Origin of the sequence: Mesorhizobium sp. L103C131B0, assembly GCF_000502275.1 — a bacterium.
Taxonomy (GTDB): Bacteria; Pseudomonadota; Alphaproteobacteria; order Rhizobiales; family Rhizobiaceae; genus Mesorhizobium.
This window is the reverse complement of sequence record NZ_AYXC01000021.1, coordinates 148,293-163,612: the sequence shown is the minus strand read 5'-3', so window position 1 is coordinate 163,612 and position 15,320 is coordinate 148,293. Positions and strand designations below refer to the sequence as shown.

The following is a 15,320-nucleotide window of genomic DNA, read 5'->3' as shown; positions in this document are numbered from 1 at the left end:
GTCGGCGCATCGGTGGGCACGGGCGTCGGGGTCGGGGTCGGCGCAACCGTCGGCAGCGGTGTCGGGGTCGGCGCCGGTGTCGGGGTGGGCAATGGGGTGACGGCCGGGGTCGGGGTCGGCATTGGCGCACCGACCGCGCCCACCAGCCCTCGGGATCCCAACACGCCGGCGGTGCCGACGCGACCGGCGGTGGTTGCCATCAGCGCCATGTCGGCCGGCCAGATCGCCAAGATGAAGAAACGCTGCGCCAGCGTGCTCAGCGGCAAGGGCACCTACGACCGGGACCTGAAGGAGCTCTGCCGGATATTGGCGCGGCGCTGAGTACCGCAACATCGCATCTGCCGTGGGGCGTCAGTCTCTCAGCCAGCCCCAATGCCGCAAGGTGGCGGGCATTCTTAGGGAGAGAGCTTTGCCGAGCGGTTCAGCGTTTCGCGGAAAGGCGGAACCGCTCAGGCTGTGCGCTTTCATCGGCGGCATTCCGCATGGCTTGGTCGCCGAGCCGAAGGAAGCGCGCCGCCCGGTTGCGGCCTTAATCTGACCTCTGCCGTCCGTCCGGTCACCCGTTTGGGCCGGCTCGAAGATTCGCCTCTGGCCTTTTGTATCACCCGCTCTAGCTGCTTTGTGTTAGGCTCGTCATGTTAGCCTTGTCTTGCTGATGGAGGTTTTGATGGATCGGCGATCATTCTTGACAGCATTGTTCGGCGTTGCGGGGGCCGCGGCGCTTGCTACCGCGGTTCGGCCTCTCGAGGCCGTGGCCGGGGTTCCCAATGTCGGCAACGGCATTCTCGATGAACTCGACAAGCAGGATGCCAATTCGTTTGATGACGACGAAGGCCCGGGCGATGTCGAGCAGATATCGCATCGGCGATGGCACCGTCGTCGCCACCACAGGCGGCATGTCTGGAGACGGCACTGCCGCACGTTCTGGCGGCATGGCCGGTTGCGCCGGCGCTGCTATCGCAGGCGCTCCTTTGTCGTCTTGCGGTTCTAACCGCGGCACGTTCCCGGATAGACCCTGCCCTGAGGCGCAAACACCAAACAGACCCATCCCGATTTGCATCGGGATGGGCTGGTTCAACTTTATCCAGCCACAGCTGCCACCGACTCCCGCTGCACCAGCGGGCATTCCAGCTTGGTGATGGGATAGCGGCCGCGGCCGGCAGGCGGCACTTCGAGCTGTTCGATCGCCCATTGGCCCATCGCCATGTGCGGCAGGATCGATGTCGTCAGCGGCGGGAACAGATGGCGGGCGATCTCCTCGTCGTCATAGCCGACGACGGAGATGTCCTGCGGGATGTGCAGGCCCGCCTCCTTCAGCGCTTCGTAGCAGCCGATGGCCGTGCGGTCGTTCTGGCAGAAGATGGCGGTCGGGCGCTCTTTCAGCTCCAAAAGCTCCACGGTCGCGGCATAGCCGGCGCTCGCCGACCAGTCGCCCTCGACCACCAGTTCGGGATCGAACGGGATGTCGGCGGTGGCGAGCGCCCTGCGGTAGCCTTTCAGCCGGTCCTGCGCGGCCTGCATCCACGGCTCGCCGGTGATGGTGGCGATGCGGCGGTGGCCGTGGCCGATCAGATGCCGGGTCGAGTTCTGGCCGCCGGCGATCTCGGACGGCACCACGGCCGGGAAGGCATAATCGGCCGTGTAGCAGTTGAGCAGGATGACCGGGATGTCGAGGCCGTAGAGGAAGTCCGGCGCCGTGATCTCGCGGGTGAAGATGGTCATGTAGATCAGCGCCGAGATGCCGCGCCTGGTGAGCGCCGCAACGGCGCGCGGCTCCATGACGGCGTCGCCCATGGTCTGCGCCACGAGCAACACATTGCCGGCGTTCCACGACGCCTGGCGCGCGCCCTCGATGGCGACAACGGCTTCCGGGCTTGTCGCCAGCTGGTCGACAGCGAAACCGATGACACCGTCAAGTCCATCGAAGGCGGGAACAGGTTTGCGCAGCGCCGAGAAGGCGGGTGCTGCGTAGCCGAGCGAGCGCGCGGCGTCGATCACCCGCTCGCGCGTCTGCTGCGACAGCCGGATGCCGGGCGAATCGTTGAGCACGAAAGAGACGGTCGCCTGCGAGCAACCGGCTGCCCTGGCAATGTCGGTCATGGTGACGCGGCCGCCCTTGGCCGCTCTCGCCGGCGCCTTGCGCCGCTTCGCCGTGTCGTCCGGATCCCTCGTCTCGCTCATGGCATTGCGTCCCAATCCCCAGCCTGTCTAGTCGCAAGCCTGCCACACCGACAAGATGGTGTCGCGCCGTCGACCAATGGAAATAGTCGAAGGCGATTATCTTTATTAGCAGTTTTGAAGTTCCCCGCCATGCCGCTGCGGGCTGCGTGAAATTCAAGGACTGCAAGGCATCTGCTTGCGCGAAGCCGTGCTGCACCTGTTCGGGCAAACTAGACCTAGGGCCACCGCCGAGTGTCCGCGCGAGACCTCTGCTAATAGTGTTTACTAATACAAAACGACGCTGTAACGTCAATCCGCCGTGTCCGGTCAGGTGGGACCCGTGCGGCGAGAAGTGCACGTGAATGGCCCGATGGCGAGCGGGGTTTGCCTCCGCAAGCTTGGTCTCGGACATGTGATATGTCAGACAAATCAGACTATTTACGAGCACGGGATGAGTCTCTAAAGTCCGTGATCGCGACCGACGACGCCATTCTTCAGCGCCGGGAACCCCTGAGGAGGAGGGCGTCCAAATCGCGAGCGGCAAGTCAGTGAATGCAAGATCGGTTCAGTCCGACGACTGAGCCAAAACGGGAGGTTGAACATGAAATCCTTGATACGACATGCATCCGTGGCCACCGCAGCCCTGCTGCTTGGCCTGACCGCGACAGCCATTGCGCGCGCCGACGACAAGCCGACGCTTGCCTTCGTCGTCAACGGCGCTTCCGATTTCTGGAAGGCCGCCGAAGCCGGCGTCAAGAAGGCGCAGGCCGAATTGCCCGACTACAATCTCGAACTCAAATATCCCGAGCAGTCCTCGGTCGCCATCCAGCAGCGGCTGATGGACGATCTGGTGACCGCCGGCGTCAAGGGCATCATGGTCTCGGCCGTCGACCCCAAGACCTCGACCGACGGCCTGAACAAGATCGCGTCGGAAACGGCGCTGTTCACCACCGACTCCGATGCCCCGCAGACCAAGCGCGTCGCCTATATCGGCTCGTCCAATGTCGACGCCGGCAAGCAGGCGGCCGAGATCGCCAAGAAGGCGATGCCGGACGGCGGCAAGTGCCTCGGCTTCGTCGGCCTGCTCGGCGCCGACAATGCCAAGGAACGCATCCAGGGCATGAAGGACGGCCTCGCCGGCAGCAAGATCGAACTGGTGGACGTGCGCGGCGACGACATCGACCAGGCGCGCGCCAAGAAGAATGTCGAGGACGCGCTGGTCGCCAGCCCCGACATCACCTGCATGGTCGGCTTCTATTCCTACAACACGCCGCGCATCTATGAAGCGCTGCGCGACGCCGGCAAGCTCGGCTCGATCACCGTCGTCGGCTTCGATGACGATCCGATCACGCTGGGCGGCGTCAAGGAAGGCACCGTGGCGGCGACCGTCGTGCAGCAGCCCTTCGAGTGGGCCTATCAGGGCATGAAGCTGATGGCCGCCTATCTCAAGGGCGACAAATCAGGCATTCCGGAAGGCGGCCTGATCATCATCCCGACCAAGATCATCGGTAAGGACGATGTCGACACCTATGCCGCCAATCTGAAGGCGATGTCCGGAAACTGAGACCACGAGCAGTTGCGCCGGCTCAGGGTTCGCCTTGAGCCGGCGATCGTGTTGACGGGTCGGCCAAGGCCCGTCAGTCTGTAGCCCACCGGCTGCTGGCAAGCCTGATCAAATATGGCGTGATGAATTATTCCGACCCATCTATCGTCGCAACCACCCCGTTCCTCGGCCTCGAGAACGTGCGCAAGACCTATCCGGGCGTGGTGGCGCTGGACGGCTTTTCCATGGAGGTCAGGCCGGGCGAGGTGATCGGCCTGGTCGGCGAAAACGGCGCCGGCAAATCGACCTTGATGAAGATCCTCGGCGGCGTCACCAGGCCGGACAGCGGCGCCATCACCGTCGACGGCGTTGCGCATGACGGGCTCACCGTCGAAGGCAGCCTGGGGTCGGGCATCGCCTTCGTCCACCAGGAACTCAATCTCTTCGAAAACCTCGATGTTGCCGCCAATATCTTCTTCGGCCGCGAGCCGTTGCGCGGCGGGCCGCTGAGATTGGTCGACCGCGCCAAGCTGCGCGAAATGGTGGCGCCACTGCTGAAGCGCGTCGGCGCCAATTTCTCCGCCGATACGCCGGTTGCCTCGCTGTCGCTGGCGCAGCAGCAGATGGTCGAGATCGCCAAGGCACTGTCGATCAAGGCGCGGCTGGTGATCCTCGACGAGCCGACGTCGAGCCTGCCGCTCGCCGAAACCGACAAGCTGCTCGACGTCATCAAGGCGCTGAAGGCCGATGGCATCAGCGTCATCTTCATTTCGCACCGGCTGCATGAGGTCGAGCGCGTCGCCGACCGCGTCGTGGTGCTGCGCGACGGCATGCTGGCTGGCACCTTGCCGAAGAGCGCCATCAACCACGACCAGATGGTCAAGCTGATGATCGGCCGCATGCTGAAGGAGCGCGAGAAGGCCTCCGAGGCGGCTCGGGCGCCGGGCGCCACTGCGCTCTCGGCCAAAGCCATCCGCACCCCCGCCTACCCTGCCCGGCCGGTCGACCTCGACATCAGGCGCGGTGAAATCCTCGGCCTCGCCGGCCTTGTCGGCTCCGGCCGCACCGAACTGGCGCGGGTGTTCTTCGGCATAGACAGCACGCTTGGCGGTGGGCTCGAACTCGACGGCAAGCCGCTTGTGCTGGGTTCGGCGGCCGATGCGGTCGCGCATGGCATTTTTCTGGTTCCGGAAGACCGCAAGCTGACCGGCATTTTGCTTGACCTGTCGATCGCGCAGAACATCTCGCTGCCCAACCTGCCGGCGCATGCGAAGCGTCGACTGGTGTCGGCAAGCGCCGAGACCGCCACCGCCGAGAAGCAGAAGAGCAATCTCGGCATCAAGGCGCCGTCGGTGCAGACGCGAACCGGCACGCTGTCGGGCGGCAACCAGCAGAAGGTGGTGCTGGGCAAATGGCTGGCGATGAACCCGAAGGTGATGATCCTCGATGAGCCTACGCGCGGCATCGATATCGGCGCCAAGGCCGAGATTTACGGGCTGATGCGAGCCTTGGCCGATGCCGGCGTGGCCGTGCTGATGATCTCCAGCGACATGGAAGAGGTGATCGGCGTGTCCGACCGCATCGCCGTCATGCATGAGGGCCAGATCTCGGGCATTCTCGACAAAGAACAATTCAGCCAGGAAAACGTGCTGTTGCTGGCGGTCGGCAAGCCGGCAAACTAGCGGGCTTCAGGCGATTGCCGGTCCGGCGCATTGGGGAGAAGACGATGAGCAAAAAAGATCTCGGCCTGCTGATCCTGATCCTGGTGGTCGGCGCCGTGGTGACCGCCATCAACCCGCGCTTTCTTTTGCCGATCAACCTCGCCAACACCTCGAACCTGATCGGCCTGTTCGGGATCCTCGCCATCGGCCAGGCCTTCGTCATCATTACCGGCGGCATCGAATTGTCGGTGGGATCGCTGGTGGCGCTGCTCGGCACGCTATTCATCGATTTCATCGCCGTGCGCGACATGCCATGGCCGCTGGCGCTGCCGCTGATCCTGGTGCTGGGCGGCATCATCGGACTGGCGCATGGCTGGCTGATCACAAGGCTGAAATTGCAGCCCTTCGTGGTCACGCTGTGCGGCCTTTTGATCTATCGCGGGGTCGCCCGTTTCTATACCGCCGACGGCACCGCCGGCTTCGCCTTCGGCCAGAATTTTCCCGAGCTCGAATTCCTCACCGCGGGCCGCAGCTATGGCGTGCCCAACAGCTTCATCGCACTGATCGTCATTTCGATCGTCATGTGGGTGGTGCTGCACCGCTCGGTGTTCGGACGCTACCTCTATGCCATCGGCAAGAACGAAGAGGCGGCGAAATATTCGGGAATTCGCACCGGCCGTGTCGTCATGGCCGCCTATGTCATCTGCGGCGTGCTGACGGCGCTGTCGGCGATCTATTTCGCCATGTACACGCGCTCGATCTCGCCGGCTAGCCACGGCCAGTTCTACGAGCTCTACGCCATTGCCGCCGCCGTTCTCGGCGGCTTCTCGCTGCGCGGCGGCGAAGGCTCGCTGGTCGGCGTCATCCTGGGCACCGTGCTGCTGCAGGAGTTGCAGAACCTGGTCAATCTGCTCGGCATCCCGTCCTCGCTCAACTTCGCGGTGATGGGCGGCGTGATCCTGATCGGCGTGCTGGTCGACCAGCAATGGGGCGTGTTCCGCGCAAGGCGGCTGATGCTCGATGCCAGCCGGAAGACTGTCGCGGCGGAGTAGCGCTACATCACGCCGGATATATCCGAGAAGGCCATCGCCTTGCGCAGCACCTCGGCGAAGCGTTCTCCGGCGGCTTCGCGCTGGCCGCCATTGTCGATCGAGGTGACGCCGGAGCCGGACAAAGCGATATTGGCGCTGCGGGCGAGCCGAGCCAGCACTTCGCCGCGCGATTCGCGGCCGCGCTGGGCGAGACGCTCGGCGAGGATTTCCGGCGAGGCGGTGATCTCGACGACAGCCAGATTGGCATAGCGCTCCCGCAGCACCGGGATGACTGCGCGCGAGACATTGGCGACCGCGACATAGCCGTTGGCGATGGACGAGTCGACATCGGCCGGAATGCCGTAGCGCAGGCCGTGCGCCTCCCAGGAAATGGCGAAGGCGCCGTCGGCCTCGGCTTCGACAAAGGCCGCGTCGGCCAGCGTGTCGTGATCCTCGCTTGCCGCATCGCTCGGCCTGGTGATGACCCGGCGGACGAACTCCAGCCTCGTCTCGTCGGCAAACAAGGTGCGGGCATAACCGATTACCGTATCCTTGCCGGCGCCACTCGGGCCGACGACGGCGACAAACACGCCGTTGCGGAGCGGAAAGGCCTCGCTGCTGAGTTCGCGCTCGATCGACGCCGAGACCATCAGGCGACCCGGCGCCCTTGGCGCCAGACAGTGCGCACGACCGGCACATGGTCGTCGACGCGCACACGCACGAGGTCGGCGCGGCGGCCCTGTTCGATGACGCCGCGGTCGTTTAGGCCGATCGCCTCGGCCGGATTCTTCGACACCATCGCAACCGCCTGCGGCAGGGAAATGCCCTCGACGACGTCGCCGAGGAAGAAGGCCGACTGGATCAGGCTGAAGGGAATGTAGTCGGACGACAATATGTCGAGCAGGCCGTCGCCGGCCAGCGTGCGGGCCGAGACGTTGCCCGAATGCGAGGAGCCGCGCATGACGTTGGGCGCGCCCATCAGCACGCCGAGCCCGGCATCCTTCGAGGCCTTGGCGGCTTCCAGCGTGGTCGGGAATTCCGCGACGCGCACGCCCTGCTCGATCGCCTCGTCGACATGGCCCGATGTGGCGTCGTCATGGCTCGCCAGCACAATGCCCCGCTCGTTGCAGGCGGCTGATATCGCCACCCGGTTCGGTCCCGAATTCTTCGCTGATTCCGACATCCGCTTTTCGCAGAACAATTGGAAGTCGCGATCGGTCAGCTTCAGCTTGCGCTGGTAGTAATAGGCGTAGGTCTCGAGATTGACGAACTGGCGCTGTCCCGGCGCATGGTCCATCAGCGAGGCCAGTTTGACCCGCTCGTCGCCATCGAAATTGGCGAAAGCCCGCAAGCAATCCGGCGCCGAGACCTCGCAGCGCAGGTGCAAGAAATGGTCGGCCCGCAACCGGTCTTTCGCGACGCTGTCCTCGATCGCGCCGGCGAGCTTGCGGATGTCGTCGGAGGTAATATCCGCGTCCTCGTCCATGCCGACACGCAAAGCGTCGAGCACGGTGGTGATGCCGGCGGTGGCCACCTGCGCGTCATGGGCAAGGACGGCGGCGATCGGGTTCCAGCGCACTTTCGGGCGCGGCGCATAGTGGCCTTCGAGATGGTCAGTGTGCAGCTCGACCAGGCCGGGAATGATGTAGTCGCCGCCCATGTCCTCGCCGCCCATGCCCCCGCCGGTGTGGCCGGTGCCGGCGTCGACGCCGGAGATAAAACCGTCGCGCAGCACGAGCGACCCTTCGACGATCTCGTCGGCAAGCACGATGCGGGCGTTGTGGAGAACAGTTTCGGCGGTCATTTCAGGCGGTCCCTGGTTACTCGGACGAATTGCGGTTAGGCGGTTTTTCGGGCAGCGCGGCGGCCGAGCGCATGATGCGAAAGCACCATGAACGGAGCGCCCGGTTCGGTTTCGACGAACAGCGTCAGCGCATCCACCAGCACCGGCTGCTGCAGCACATCGGCGAACAGGCTGTCGATTGCCGCGCGCAGACGTTGGCTTTCCTGCGGCCCGGCCCGGCCGGACAGCGTCATGTGGAAGCGAAAGGTCTCGAACACGTAGGGGTAGCCCCACTGACAGAGATTGCGGAACTCGGCCGGTTTCAGCGAATCCGGGCTGCGCCGTTCGATTTCCGCTTCGGTGAGCGGCGCGCGAAAACGGTCGAAGCTAAGCACGACATCATCGGCGAAACGGTTGAGCGGCGGCAGCGGACCTTCCGGCACCAAAGCGAAGAAACCATCGATCTGGCTGACGACCAGGCGCGGGATGGTGACCGTCGGCGTTGCTTTGGCAAAGGCGTCCAGCGCCGCGCGCAACGAGCTTTCGGTTTCGTTGGCGGCCAACCGGAAGGGCGCTTTCAGCGTCGCATGAAAACCGTAGCGCCGCGCCGATGCGGTGTGAAAGGCGACTTCGGCCGCCGACAGCTCGCCCACCGCCTCGACCGGCCTGGTGGCGGCGCCAAAGGGGTCGCGACCCAGCCAGTTGGCGGCGATCCGCGCCAACGGCTCGTCCTGCCTCGGGGTGAAATAGATGGCGTAGCGCATCGAAAAAAATCCTCGTCAGCCCGCTGCCATAGGTGATTTCCATGACGGATTGACGAAGCTTATGCGAGTTTTCGAAGGCAAATCGACCCCATGGATCGTTAGCCGACGATTTTTCTTCCGGCGCAAGCGAAGGCCGATCAGGCCTTCATGAGCCATTCGTGCTCGGGCGCGTTGTGGAACTTCCACGTCCGCTTCGGCCCGGCCATGACGTTAAGGTAATAGAGGTCGTAGCCGTGACAGGCCGCGCACGGATGATAGCCCTTGGGCACCAGCACGACATCGCCGTCCTCGATCGCCATCGCCTCGTCCAGTTCGCGGGCGCCCGACTTGTCGGCGTCGGTGTAGACGCGCTGGAAGGCAAAGCCCTGCGGCGGGTTGAGGCGGTGGTAATAGGTTTCCTCAAGATAGGATTCGGCCGGCAGATTGTCCTGATCGTGCTTGTGCGGCGGGTAGCTCGATGTGTGGCCACCGGGCGTGATGACCTCGACCACCAGCAGCGAGTCGGCGGGCTTGCCCTCGGGCAATATGTTGGTGACGTAGCGCGTGTTGGTGCCTTTGCCCCGAGTCTCCTGGCCGAGGTCGTCGGGTGCGATGACGCGAACGGGCAAGCCGCCGCCCAGGCCCGGCGCCGAGCAGACCGCGAGTTCGAGATCGGTGTCGGCGGTGACCGACCAGTCCGAACCCTCCGGAATATAGACCGACCACGGCTTGCCCTCGAAGGGCGACATGCGCTCGCCGAGCAGGCCGAGTTCCTGGCCGCCGGCCCTTGCCGTGCCCTTGCCGGTGACGAACACCAGGCAGACTTCGCGATCCTGCGTCTTGCCGGATGCGGTCTCGCCCGGCTTCAGGCGGTGCAGGTCGAAGCCGACATAGGTCCATCCGGCGCTTTTGGGCGTGACATGGGCGACGCGGCCATGGCCCTTGTCGGCTTTGACGAGCAGTTTCGACATGTTTTGTCTCTCCTATCGCAAGTCTTCGAGGTCGGCCTCTCAACTTCGTCATCCTAGAGCGAAGCTCCGTCGCGAAGACCCTAGGATGACGAAGCGAGGGACGTTCCGGCCAATCACCGACGTAGGCGATACGCCAGGTGTCGAGTGTCCGACCCGCAAGCCCTTCCGAGCCACGGCCGCTTCATTCCTTCGGTTCGGCGTCCGCCTTCGCTTCGCCGGTCTTCGGTCGATCAGGCGCAGCCTTGCTCTCCTCCACCGGCTTGTAAAGATAGAAGAACTGCCACACCGCGTAGGCGGCAAAGCCGAGCGCAATGATGCCCCAGAATGGGGTGCCGGAGGCGAATTCTATTCCGGCCCAGATCACGCAGACGGCGACGACGGCAACGCGCCGCCACAGCGGCCGGAAGAACGGGTGCTCGTAATCCTTCATCGGACCGGCTTACGCATTGGGAAAGCCTTGCGTCTCGACCGTGTAGCCGGCCGCCGTCATCACCCGCATCAGCTCCTTGTAACCCACGTGGGCCATCTTCAGCGGCGGGTTCTTTTTCGGGTCCTGCTCGGCCTCGACGACGAACCAGCCTTCATAGCCATGGTCGGCGAAGCGCTGCACGATGGCGCCGAAATCGAGCGAACCGTCGCCAGGCACCGTGAAGGCACCGAGCGCCACGGCGTCGAGAAAGGACTGCTTTGTGCGGTCGAGCCCGTCGATCACGCCCATGCGCACATCCTTCACATGGACATGGCTGATGCGCTTGTGGTGGTTGTCGATGGCGCGCAGCACGTCGCCACCGGCAAAGGCGAGATGCCCTGCATCGAGCAGCAACGGAATGCCTTCGCCGGAATGGCGCATGAAGGCATCGAGCTCCGGCTCGGTCTCGACCACCGCCGCCATGTGATGGTGATAGGACAGCGGCATGCCTTGCTCGGCGCACCATTCGCCGAATTCGGTGAGGCGCCTGGCATAGGCCCTCATCTCGTCGTTGGACAATTTCGGCTTCGTGGCGAGAGGCCTGGAGCGATCACCCTGGATCGAGCGGCCGACCTCGCCATAGACGATGCAAGGCGCATTCACCGCCTTGAACAGGTCGATCATCGGCTGGATGCGATCCTTGTTCTTGCCCATGTCCTCATCGACCAGCGTGCCGGAGAACCAGCCGCCGCACAGCGTCACGTCGGCCTTTTTCAGGATAGGCAGCATGATTTCGGGGTCATTGGGAAAGCGGCGGCCCATTTCCATGCCGGTGAAGCCGGCCGAGCGCGACTGGCGCAGGCACTCTTCCAGCGAGACGTCGTCGCTGAGTTCGGCAAGATCATCGTTCCACCACGCAATGGGGGACATGCCCAGTTTGGCTTTCAAGTTTTAGCTCCGGTTTCTTGTTCACCCTCCCCCTTGTGGGGAGGGTCGCTGCGAAGCAGCGGGGTGGGGTGCGGCGCCAGACCCCCACCCGGACCTGCGGTCCGACCTCCCCACAAGGGGGAGGTAGGGGGCGGGTGCATGTACATCAATCGCCGATTGTCTGCATCTGCCGCTTTTCGTCATAGGCCTTGCGCGCTGCGTTGACCTGCGGCCGTGCGGAGACTTCCGGCACCGCGACATCCCACCAATGGCCGCCCGCGTCGGTGGAAATCAGCGGGTCGGTGTCGATGACCAGTACGGTGGTGCGGTCGTTGGTTTTCGACTTTTGCAGCGCGGTCTCCAGGCCAGTGATCGACGGCACCTTCTCGGCAATAGCGCCCATGCTCGCCGCATGCGCGGCGAAGTCGATGTCGGGCAGGATCTCGTGGCGCGCGTCCTTCAAGAGGTTGTTGAAATTGGCGCCGCCGGTGGCCATCTGCAGCCGGTTGATGCAGCCATAACCCCTGTTGTCGAGCACCACGATGGTCAGCTTCAGGCCAAGCATTACCGACGTGGCGATTTCGGAATTCATCATGAGGTAAGAGCCGTCCCCGACCATGACGACTATCTCCTGGTCGGGCTTGGCCATCTTGGCGCCGAGCCCGCCGGCAATCTCGTAGCCCATGGTCGAGAAGCCATATTCGCCATGGTACGAGCCGGGCGCGCCCGCCTGCCAGAGTTTATGCAGTTCGCCCGGCAAGCCGCCCGAAGCATTCAACAGCGTCACGCCTGAGCCCAGGGCGCGCTGCACGGCGCCGATCACCTGCGCGTCCGACGGGAAGGCGGCGTTGGTCGACGCCGTCACCTTGGAGGCTTCGGCCTGCCAGGCCTTCTTGCCTTGGGTCGCATTGTCGGTCCATGTCGCCGGTGCTTTCCAGTTCCCCAGCGCAGCACCGAGTTCGGCGAGCCCTTCGGCCGCATCGGCGACCAGCGGCAGCGCGCGGTGCTTGCCGGCGTCGAAAGGCTGCACGTTGAGCCCGATGATGGTCTTGCCGGAGTTCTTGAACAGCGCCCATGAGCCGGTGGTGAAATCCTGCAGGCGGGTGCCGATGGCGAGCACGACATCGGCTTCTTCCGCCAGCCGGTTGGCGGCCGACGTGCCGGTGACGCCGACCGCCGCCATGTTCAGCGGATGCGTGTCCGGCAGCGAGGATTTGCCGCCTTGCGTCTCGCAGACCGGAATGCCGGCGCTCTCGGCGAATTTCGCCAGTTCATCCGAAGCCTGCGAATACAGCACGCCGCCGCCGGCGATGATCAGCGGTTTTTTCGCACCCTTCAGCGCGGTGACCGCCGCCGCCAATTCATGCCGGTCCGGACGCGGCCGGCGCTGGTGCCAGACGCGCTCGGCGAAAAAGCTCTCGGGATAGTCATAGGCCTCGGCCTGCACGTCCTGGCAGAGCGACAGCGTCACCGGGCCGCATTCCGCCGGATCGGTCAGCACCTGCATGGTCCGCGCCAATGCCGGGATGATCTGCTCGGGACGGGTGATGCGGTCGAAATAGCGCGACACCGGACGGAAGCAGTCATTGACCGTCGCGGTGCCGTCGGAAAAGTCCTCGGCCTGCTGCAGCACCGGATCGGGGATGCGGTTGGCGAAGACATCGCCCGGCAAAAACAGGACGGGCAACCTGTTTACGTGGGCGAGCGCCGCCGCCGTCACCATGTTGAGCGCACCGGGGCCGATCGAAGAGGTCGCGGCCATGAAGCGGCGGCGGAAATTGGCCTTGCCATAGGCGATCGCCGCATGCGCCATCGCCTGCTCATTGTGGGCGCGGAAGGTCGGCAATTCGTCGCGCAGCTGGTACAGCGCCTCGCCGATGCCGGCGACATTGCCGTGACCGAAGATCGCCCACACACCGCCGAAGATGGGCACTCGTCTGCCGTCGATCTCGGNTCATCTGCTTGCTCAGAAAGCGGGTCAGCGCCTGCGCCATCGTCAGGCGGATTGTCTTGCTCATGGTGTTTTCCTCCGCAGTCCTCTTGCCGCGCCTTTATGCTGCTTTACGGCCACGCGCGGCAAGCCACGCTTCGGTCAACTGTTCGAAGCGCGCGGCCATGTCGGCGATAGCCTCGTCATCCGTCATCTTGCCTGCCAGCCATTGTTCGGCGGCGTGGACGAAGATGGTGCGGCCGACGGCAAATCCCTTGACGATCGGCGCCATGGCGGTGGCGGCAAAGGCCGCTTCCAGTTCGTCCTGCGGCGCTTCGAGACCCAGCAGCACGACGCCACGACACCAGGGATCGTGCTTCAGGATCACCGCTTCGATCTTGGCCCAGGCGCCGGCCGACGCCTGCGGCTCGAGCTTCCACCAGTCCGGCTTGATGCCAAGCGCATAGAGTTCTTCCAGGGCGCGCGGGATGGTCGTTTCGTCGAGCTTGCCGTGCTTGCCGGCGATGATCTCGACCAGAAGCTCCCGGCCGACCTTCCGCGCGGCTTCGAACAGCGAGCGCAGCTTCTGCTGCTGCTCTTCCTTGAGCGCTGCCGGATCGTCGGGGTGATAGAAGCACAGGCATTTGATGCAGTGGTCGACCGGCCATTCCACCAGTTGCGAGCCGATGTCCTGCGAGAACTCGAAGCGTAGCGGCCGCGAGCCCGGCAGTTCGACGGGACGGCCGAGCCAGGCAAAGGGGTGGCGGGCGAATTCGAACATCGCTTCGCGGCCATGCTTCTCGTCGATCAGCATGCCATAGCCGTCGCGGCCGGCGGCGACTTTCGCCGCAGCCTTGACCGCCAGCACCTTGAAATCGCGGATGCGCGCCGGATCGGCGCCGGTCTTTGCCGCGACGTCCTCAAGCTGCACACGGTGGTCGCAGGCGAGCGCCATCATCGAGGGGATATCGCGGCGGCGGGTCGTCGCCCAATGGATGTGGTTGATCGCCTCGTCCTTGCGCAACGCTAAGTGCTTGCTGCCGTTCTTGAGGAAGAACTGCAATTCCTCGAAGGTCGGATATTCCGGCGCGCAGAGCAGCCGCGACACGGCGAAGGCGCCGCAGGCATTGGCCCAGGTCGCCGCCGTTGCCAGGTTTTCGCCACCGAGCCAGCCGCGCAGGAAACCGGACATGAAGGCATCGCCGGCGCCCAGCACATTATAGATCTCGATCGGAAAGCCCTTGCCGACGATACCGTCTTCCAGATCGTCGCTGATCGGCCCGTCATAGACGATGCAACCCATGGCGCCGCGCTTCAGTACGATGGTTGCCTTGGACAGCGCGCGGATCGTCTTCAGCGCGCTCAGGCAATCGTCGGCGCCCGAGGCGATCATGATCTCTTCCTCGGTGCCGACGATGAGGTCGCAATCGGGCAGCACCGTCTTCAGCTGGGCCGAGACGCGGTCGGATTTGACATAGCGCTCAAAACCCTCGGCATGGCCTGCGAGTCCCCAGAGGTTGGGGCGGTAGTCGATGTCGAACACCACCTTGCCGCCCCTGGCCTTGATGATGCGGATCGCCTTGCGCTGGGCGGCGTCGCTGTTGGGTCGGGAAAAATGCGTGCCGGTGACGACGATCGAGCGGGCCGAGGCGATGAAGGCTTCATCGATATCTTCTTCGGCGAGCGCCATGTCGGCGCAGTCGCTGCGATAAAAGATCATTGGCGAGATGCCTTCGCTCTCGACCGAAAGCAGCACTAGGGCCGTCAGCCGTTCCTGGTCGGTCTTGAGCCCATCGACATTGACGCCTTCGCGCCTGAGCTGCTCGCGGATGAAGCGGCCCATCTGCTCGTCGCCGACGCGGGTGAGCAGCGCCGAGCGCAGGCCTAGTCTCGCCGTGCCAACCGAGATGTTGGCCGGGCAGCCGCCGACCGATTTGGCGAAGGAGGTGATGTCCTCCAGCCGCGAACCGATCTGCTGGCCGTAAAGGTCGACGGAAGCGCGACCGATGGTGATGACATCGAGCGTCGCCTGTTTGGCGTCCACGGCTTCGCTCATTGGAACCTCCCGTCGGTCTTGTTGTCTTGAGCAACGTAGTTGGGGGACACGCGCGAGCGGCAGCGTGGCGCCGGGAATATGAAATAATAATTCCAATCCATAGTCA

General features: G+C 64.4%; 12 protein-coding genes and 2 pseudogenes. 4 read left to right on the top strand and 10 right to left on the bottom strand.

All coding sequences use genetic code 11. From position 1 onward, the window contains the following. Positions 1 to 321: pseudogene (locus X730_RS1000000168310) on the top strand (hypothetical protein); the annotation flags it as partial. A 358-nt stretch (positions 322 to 679) separates the two neighbouring features. Here X730_RS1000000168310 and X730_RS1000000168305 read toward each other — a convergent pair. Next, on the bottom strand, positions 680 to 862 hold the full coding sequence (locus tag X730_RS1000000168305) for a hypothetical protein (protein ID WP_031205052.1): 183 nt from the start codon (positions 860 to 862) through the stop codon (positions 680 to 682). 218 nt (positions 863 to 1,080) lie between these two features. After that, positions 1,081 to 2,181, bottom strand: a complete 1,101-nt coding sequence (locus X730_RS139190; protein WP_027049100.1) for a LacI family DNA-binding transcriptional regulator — start codon at positions 2,179 to 2,181, stop codon at positions 1,081 to 1,083. Between the two features lie 580 nt (positions 2,182 to 2,761). Between X730_RS139190 and X730_RS139195 the strand changes: the two genes are divergently transcribed. The 3 genes from X730_RS139195 to X730_RS139205 all read left to right on the top strand — a co-directional run bounded on the left by X730_RS139195 (position 2,762) and on the right by X730_RS139205 (position 6,416). Then, a complete protein-coding gene (locus X730_RS139195) occupies positions 2,762 to 3,724 on the top strand; it encodes a sugar-binding protein (RefSeq protein ID WP_023672352.1) in 963 nt (320 codons plus the stop codon). Positions 3,725 to 3,846: 122 nt separating this feature from the next. Next, on the top strand, positions 3,847 to 5,385 hold the full coding sequence (locus X730_RS139200) for a sugar ABC transporter ATP-binding protein (RefSeq protein WP_023672351.1): 1,539 nt from the start codon (positions 3,847 to 3,849) through the stop codon (positions 5,383 to 5,385). Between the two features lie 44 nt (positions 5,386 to 5,429). After that, on the top strand, positions 5,430 to 6,416 hold the full coding sequence (locus tag X730_RS139205) for an ABC transporter permease (protein WP_023672350.1): 987 nt from the start codon (positions 5,430 to 5,432) through the stop codon (positions 6,414 to 6,416). A 2-nt stretch (positions 6,417 to 6,418) separates the two neighbouring features. Here X730_RS139205 and phnN read toward each other — a convergent pair whose 3' ends face one another. From phnN to iolC, 8 genes and pseudogenes are all read right to left on the bottom strand, one after another. Then, positions 6,419 to 7,048: a phosphonate metabolism protein/1,5-bisphosphokinase (PRPP-forming) PhnN gene (phnN, locus tag X730_RS139210; protein WP_023827374.1), complete on the bottom strand. Its 630-nt coding sequence runs from the start codon at positions 7,046 to 7,048 to the stop codon at positions 6,419 to 6,421. Continuing rightward, on the bottom strand, positions 7,045 to 8,199 hold the full coding sequence (locus X730_RS139215) for an alpha-D-ribose 1-methylphosphonate 5-triphosphate diphosphatase (protein ID WP_023814494.1): 1,155 nt from the start codon (positions 8,197 to 8,199) through the stop codon (positions 7,045 to 7,047). Before X730_RS139215 ends, phnN begins: the two co-directional genes overlap by 4 nt. 35 nt (positions 8,200 to 8,234) lie before the next feature. Beyond that, positions 8,235 to 8,942, bottom strand: a complete 708-nt coding sequence (locus tag X730_RS139220) for a DUF1045 domain-containing protein (RefSeq protein WP_023739734.1) — start codon at positions 8,940 to 8,942, stop codon at positions 8,235 to 8,237. A gap of 137 nt (positions 8,943 to 9,079) precedes the next feature. After that, entirely contained in the window at positions 9,080 to 9,892 is an 813-nt protein-coding gene (gene iolB, locus X730_RS139225) for a 5-deoxy-glucuronate isomerase (protein WP_023672346.1), read from the bottom strand. A 181-nt stretch (positions 9,893 to 10,073) separates the two neighbouring features. Continuing rightward, positions 10,074 to 10,322: a hypothetical protein gene (locus X730_RS139230; RefSeq protein WP_023672345.1), complete on the bottom strand. Its 249-nt coding sequence runs from the start codon at positions 10,320 to 10,322 to the stop codon at positions 10,074 to 10,076. A 9-nt stretch (positions 10,323 to 10,331) separates the two neighbouring features. Then, entirely contained in the window at positions 10,332 to 11,249 is a 918-nt protein-coding gene (iolE, locus tag X730_RS139235; RefSeq protein WP_023814495.1) for a myo-inosose-2 dehydratase, read from the bottom strand. A 145-nt stretch (positions 11,250 to 11,394) separates the two neighbouring features. Further along, a pseudogene (gene iolD, locus X730_RS01000000164810) lies at positions 11,395 to 13,246 on the bottom strand (3D-(3,5/4)-trihydroxycyclohexane-1,2-dione acylhydrolase (decyclizing)). 33 nt (positions 13,247 to 13,279) lie between these two features. Next, a complete protein-coding gene (gene iolC, locus X730_RS139240; RefSeq protein WP_023827373.1) occupies positions 13,280 to 15,214 on the bottom strand; it encodes a 5-dehydro-2-deoxygluconokinase in 1,935 nt (644 codons plus the stop codon). Positions 15,215 to 15,320 lie beyond the last annotated feature (106 nt).

Coding starts and splice junctions, on each gene's coding strand:
- iolC (WP_023827373.1), bottom strand. CDS start 15,214: ATGAGCGAAGCCGTGGACGCCAAACAGGCGACGCTCGATGTCATCACC.
- X730_RS139205 (WP_023672350.1), top strand. CDS start 5,430: ATGAGCAAAAAAGATCTCGGCCTGCTGATCCTGATCCTGGTGGTCGGC.
- X730_RS139195 (WP_023672352.1), top strand. CDS start 2,762: ATGAAATCCTTGATACGACATGCATCCGTGGCCACCGCAGCCCTGCTG.
- iolB (WP_023672346.1), bottom strand. CDS start 9,892: ATGTCGAAACTGCTCGTCAAAGCCGACAAGGGCCATGGCCGCGTCGCC.
- X730_RS139200 (WP_023672351.1), top strand. CDS start 3,847: ATGAATTATTCCGACCCATCTATCGTCGCAACCACCCCGTTCCTCGGC.
- X730_RS1000000168305 (WP_031205052.1), bottom strand. CDS start 862: ATGCGATATCTGCTCGACATCGCCCGGGCCTTCGTCGTCATCAAACGA.
- X730_RS139220 (WP_023739734.1), bottom strand. CDS start 8,942: ATGCGCTACGCCATCTATTTCACCCCGAGGCAGGACGAGCCGTTGGCG.
- X730_RS139230 (WP_023672345.1), bottom strand. CDS start 10,322: ATGAAGGATTACGAGCACCCGTTCTTCCGGCCGCTGTGGCGGCGCGTT.
- X730_RS139215 (WP_023814494.1), bottom strand. CDS start 8,199: ATGACCGCCGAAACTGTTCTCCACAACGCCCGCATCGTGCTTGCCGAC.
- X730_RS139190 (WP_027049100.1), bottom strand. CDS start 2,181: ATGAGCGAGACGAGGGATCCGGACGACACGGCGAAGCGGCGCAAGGCG.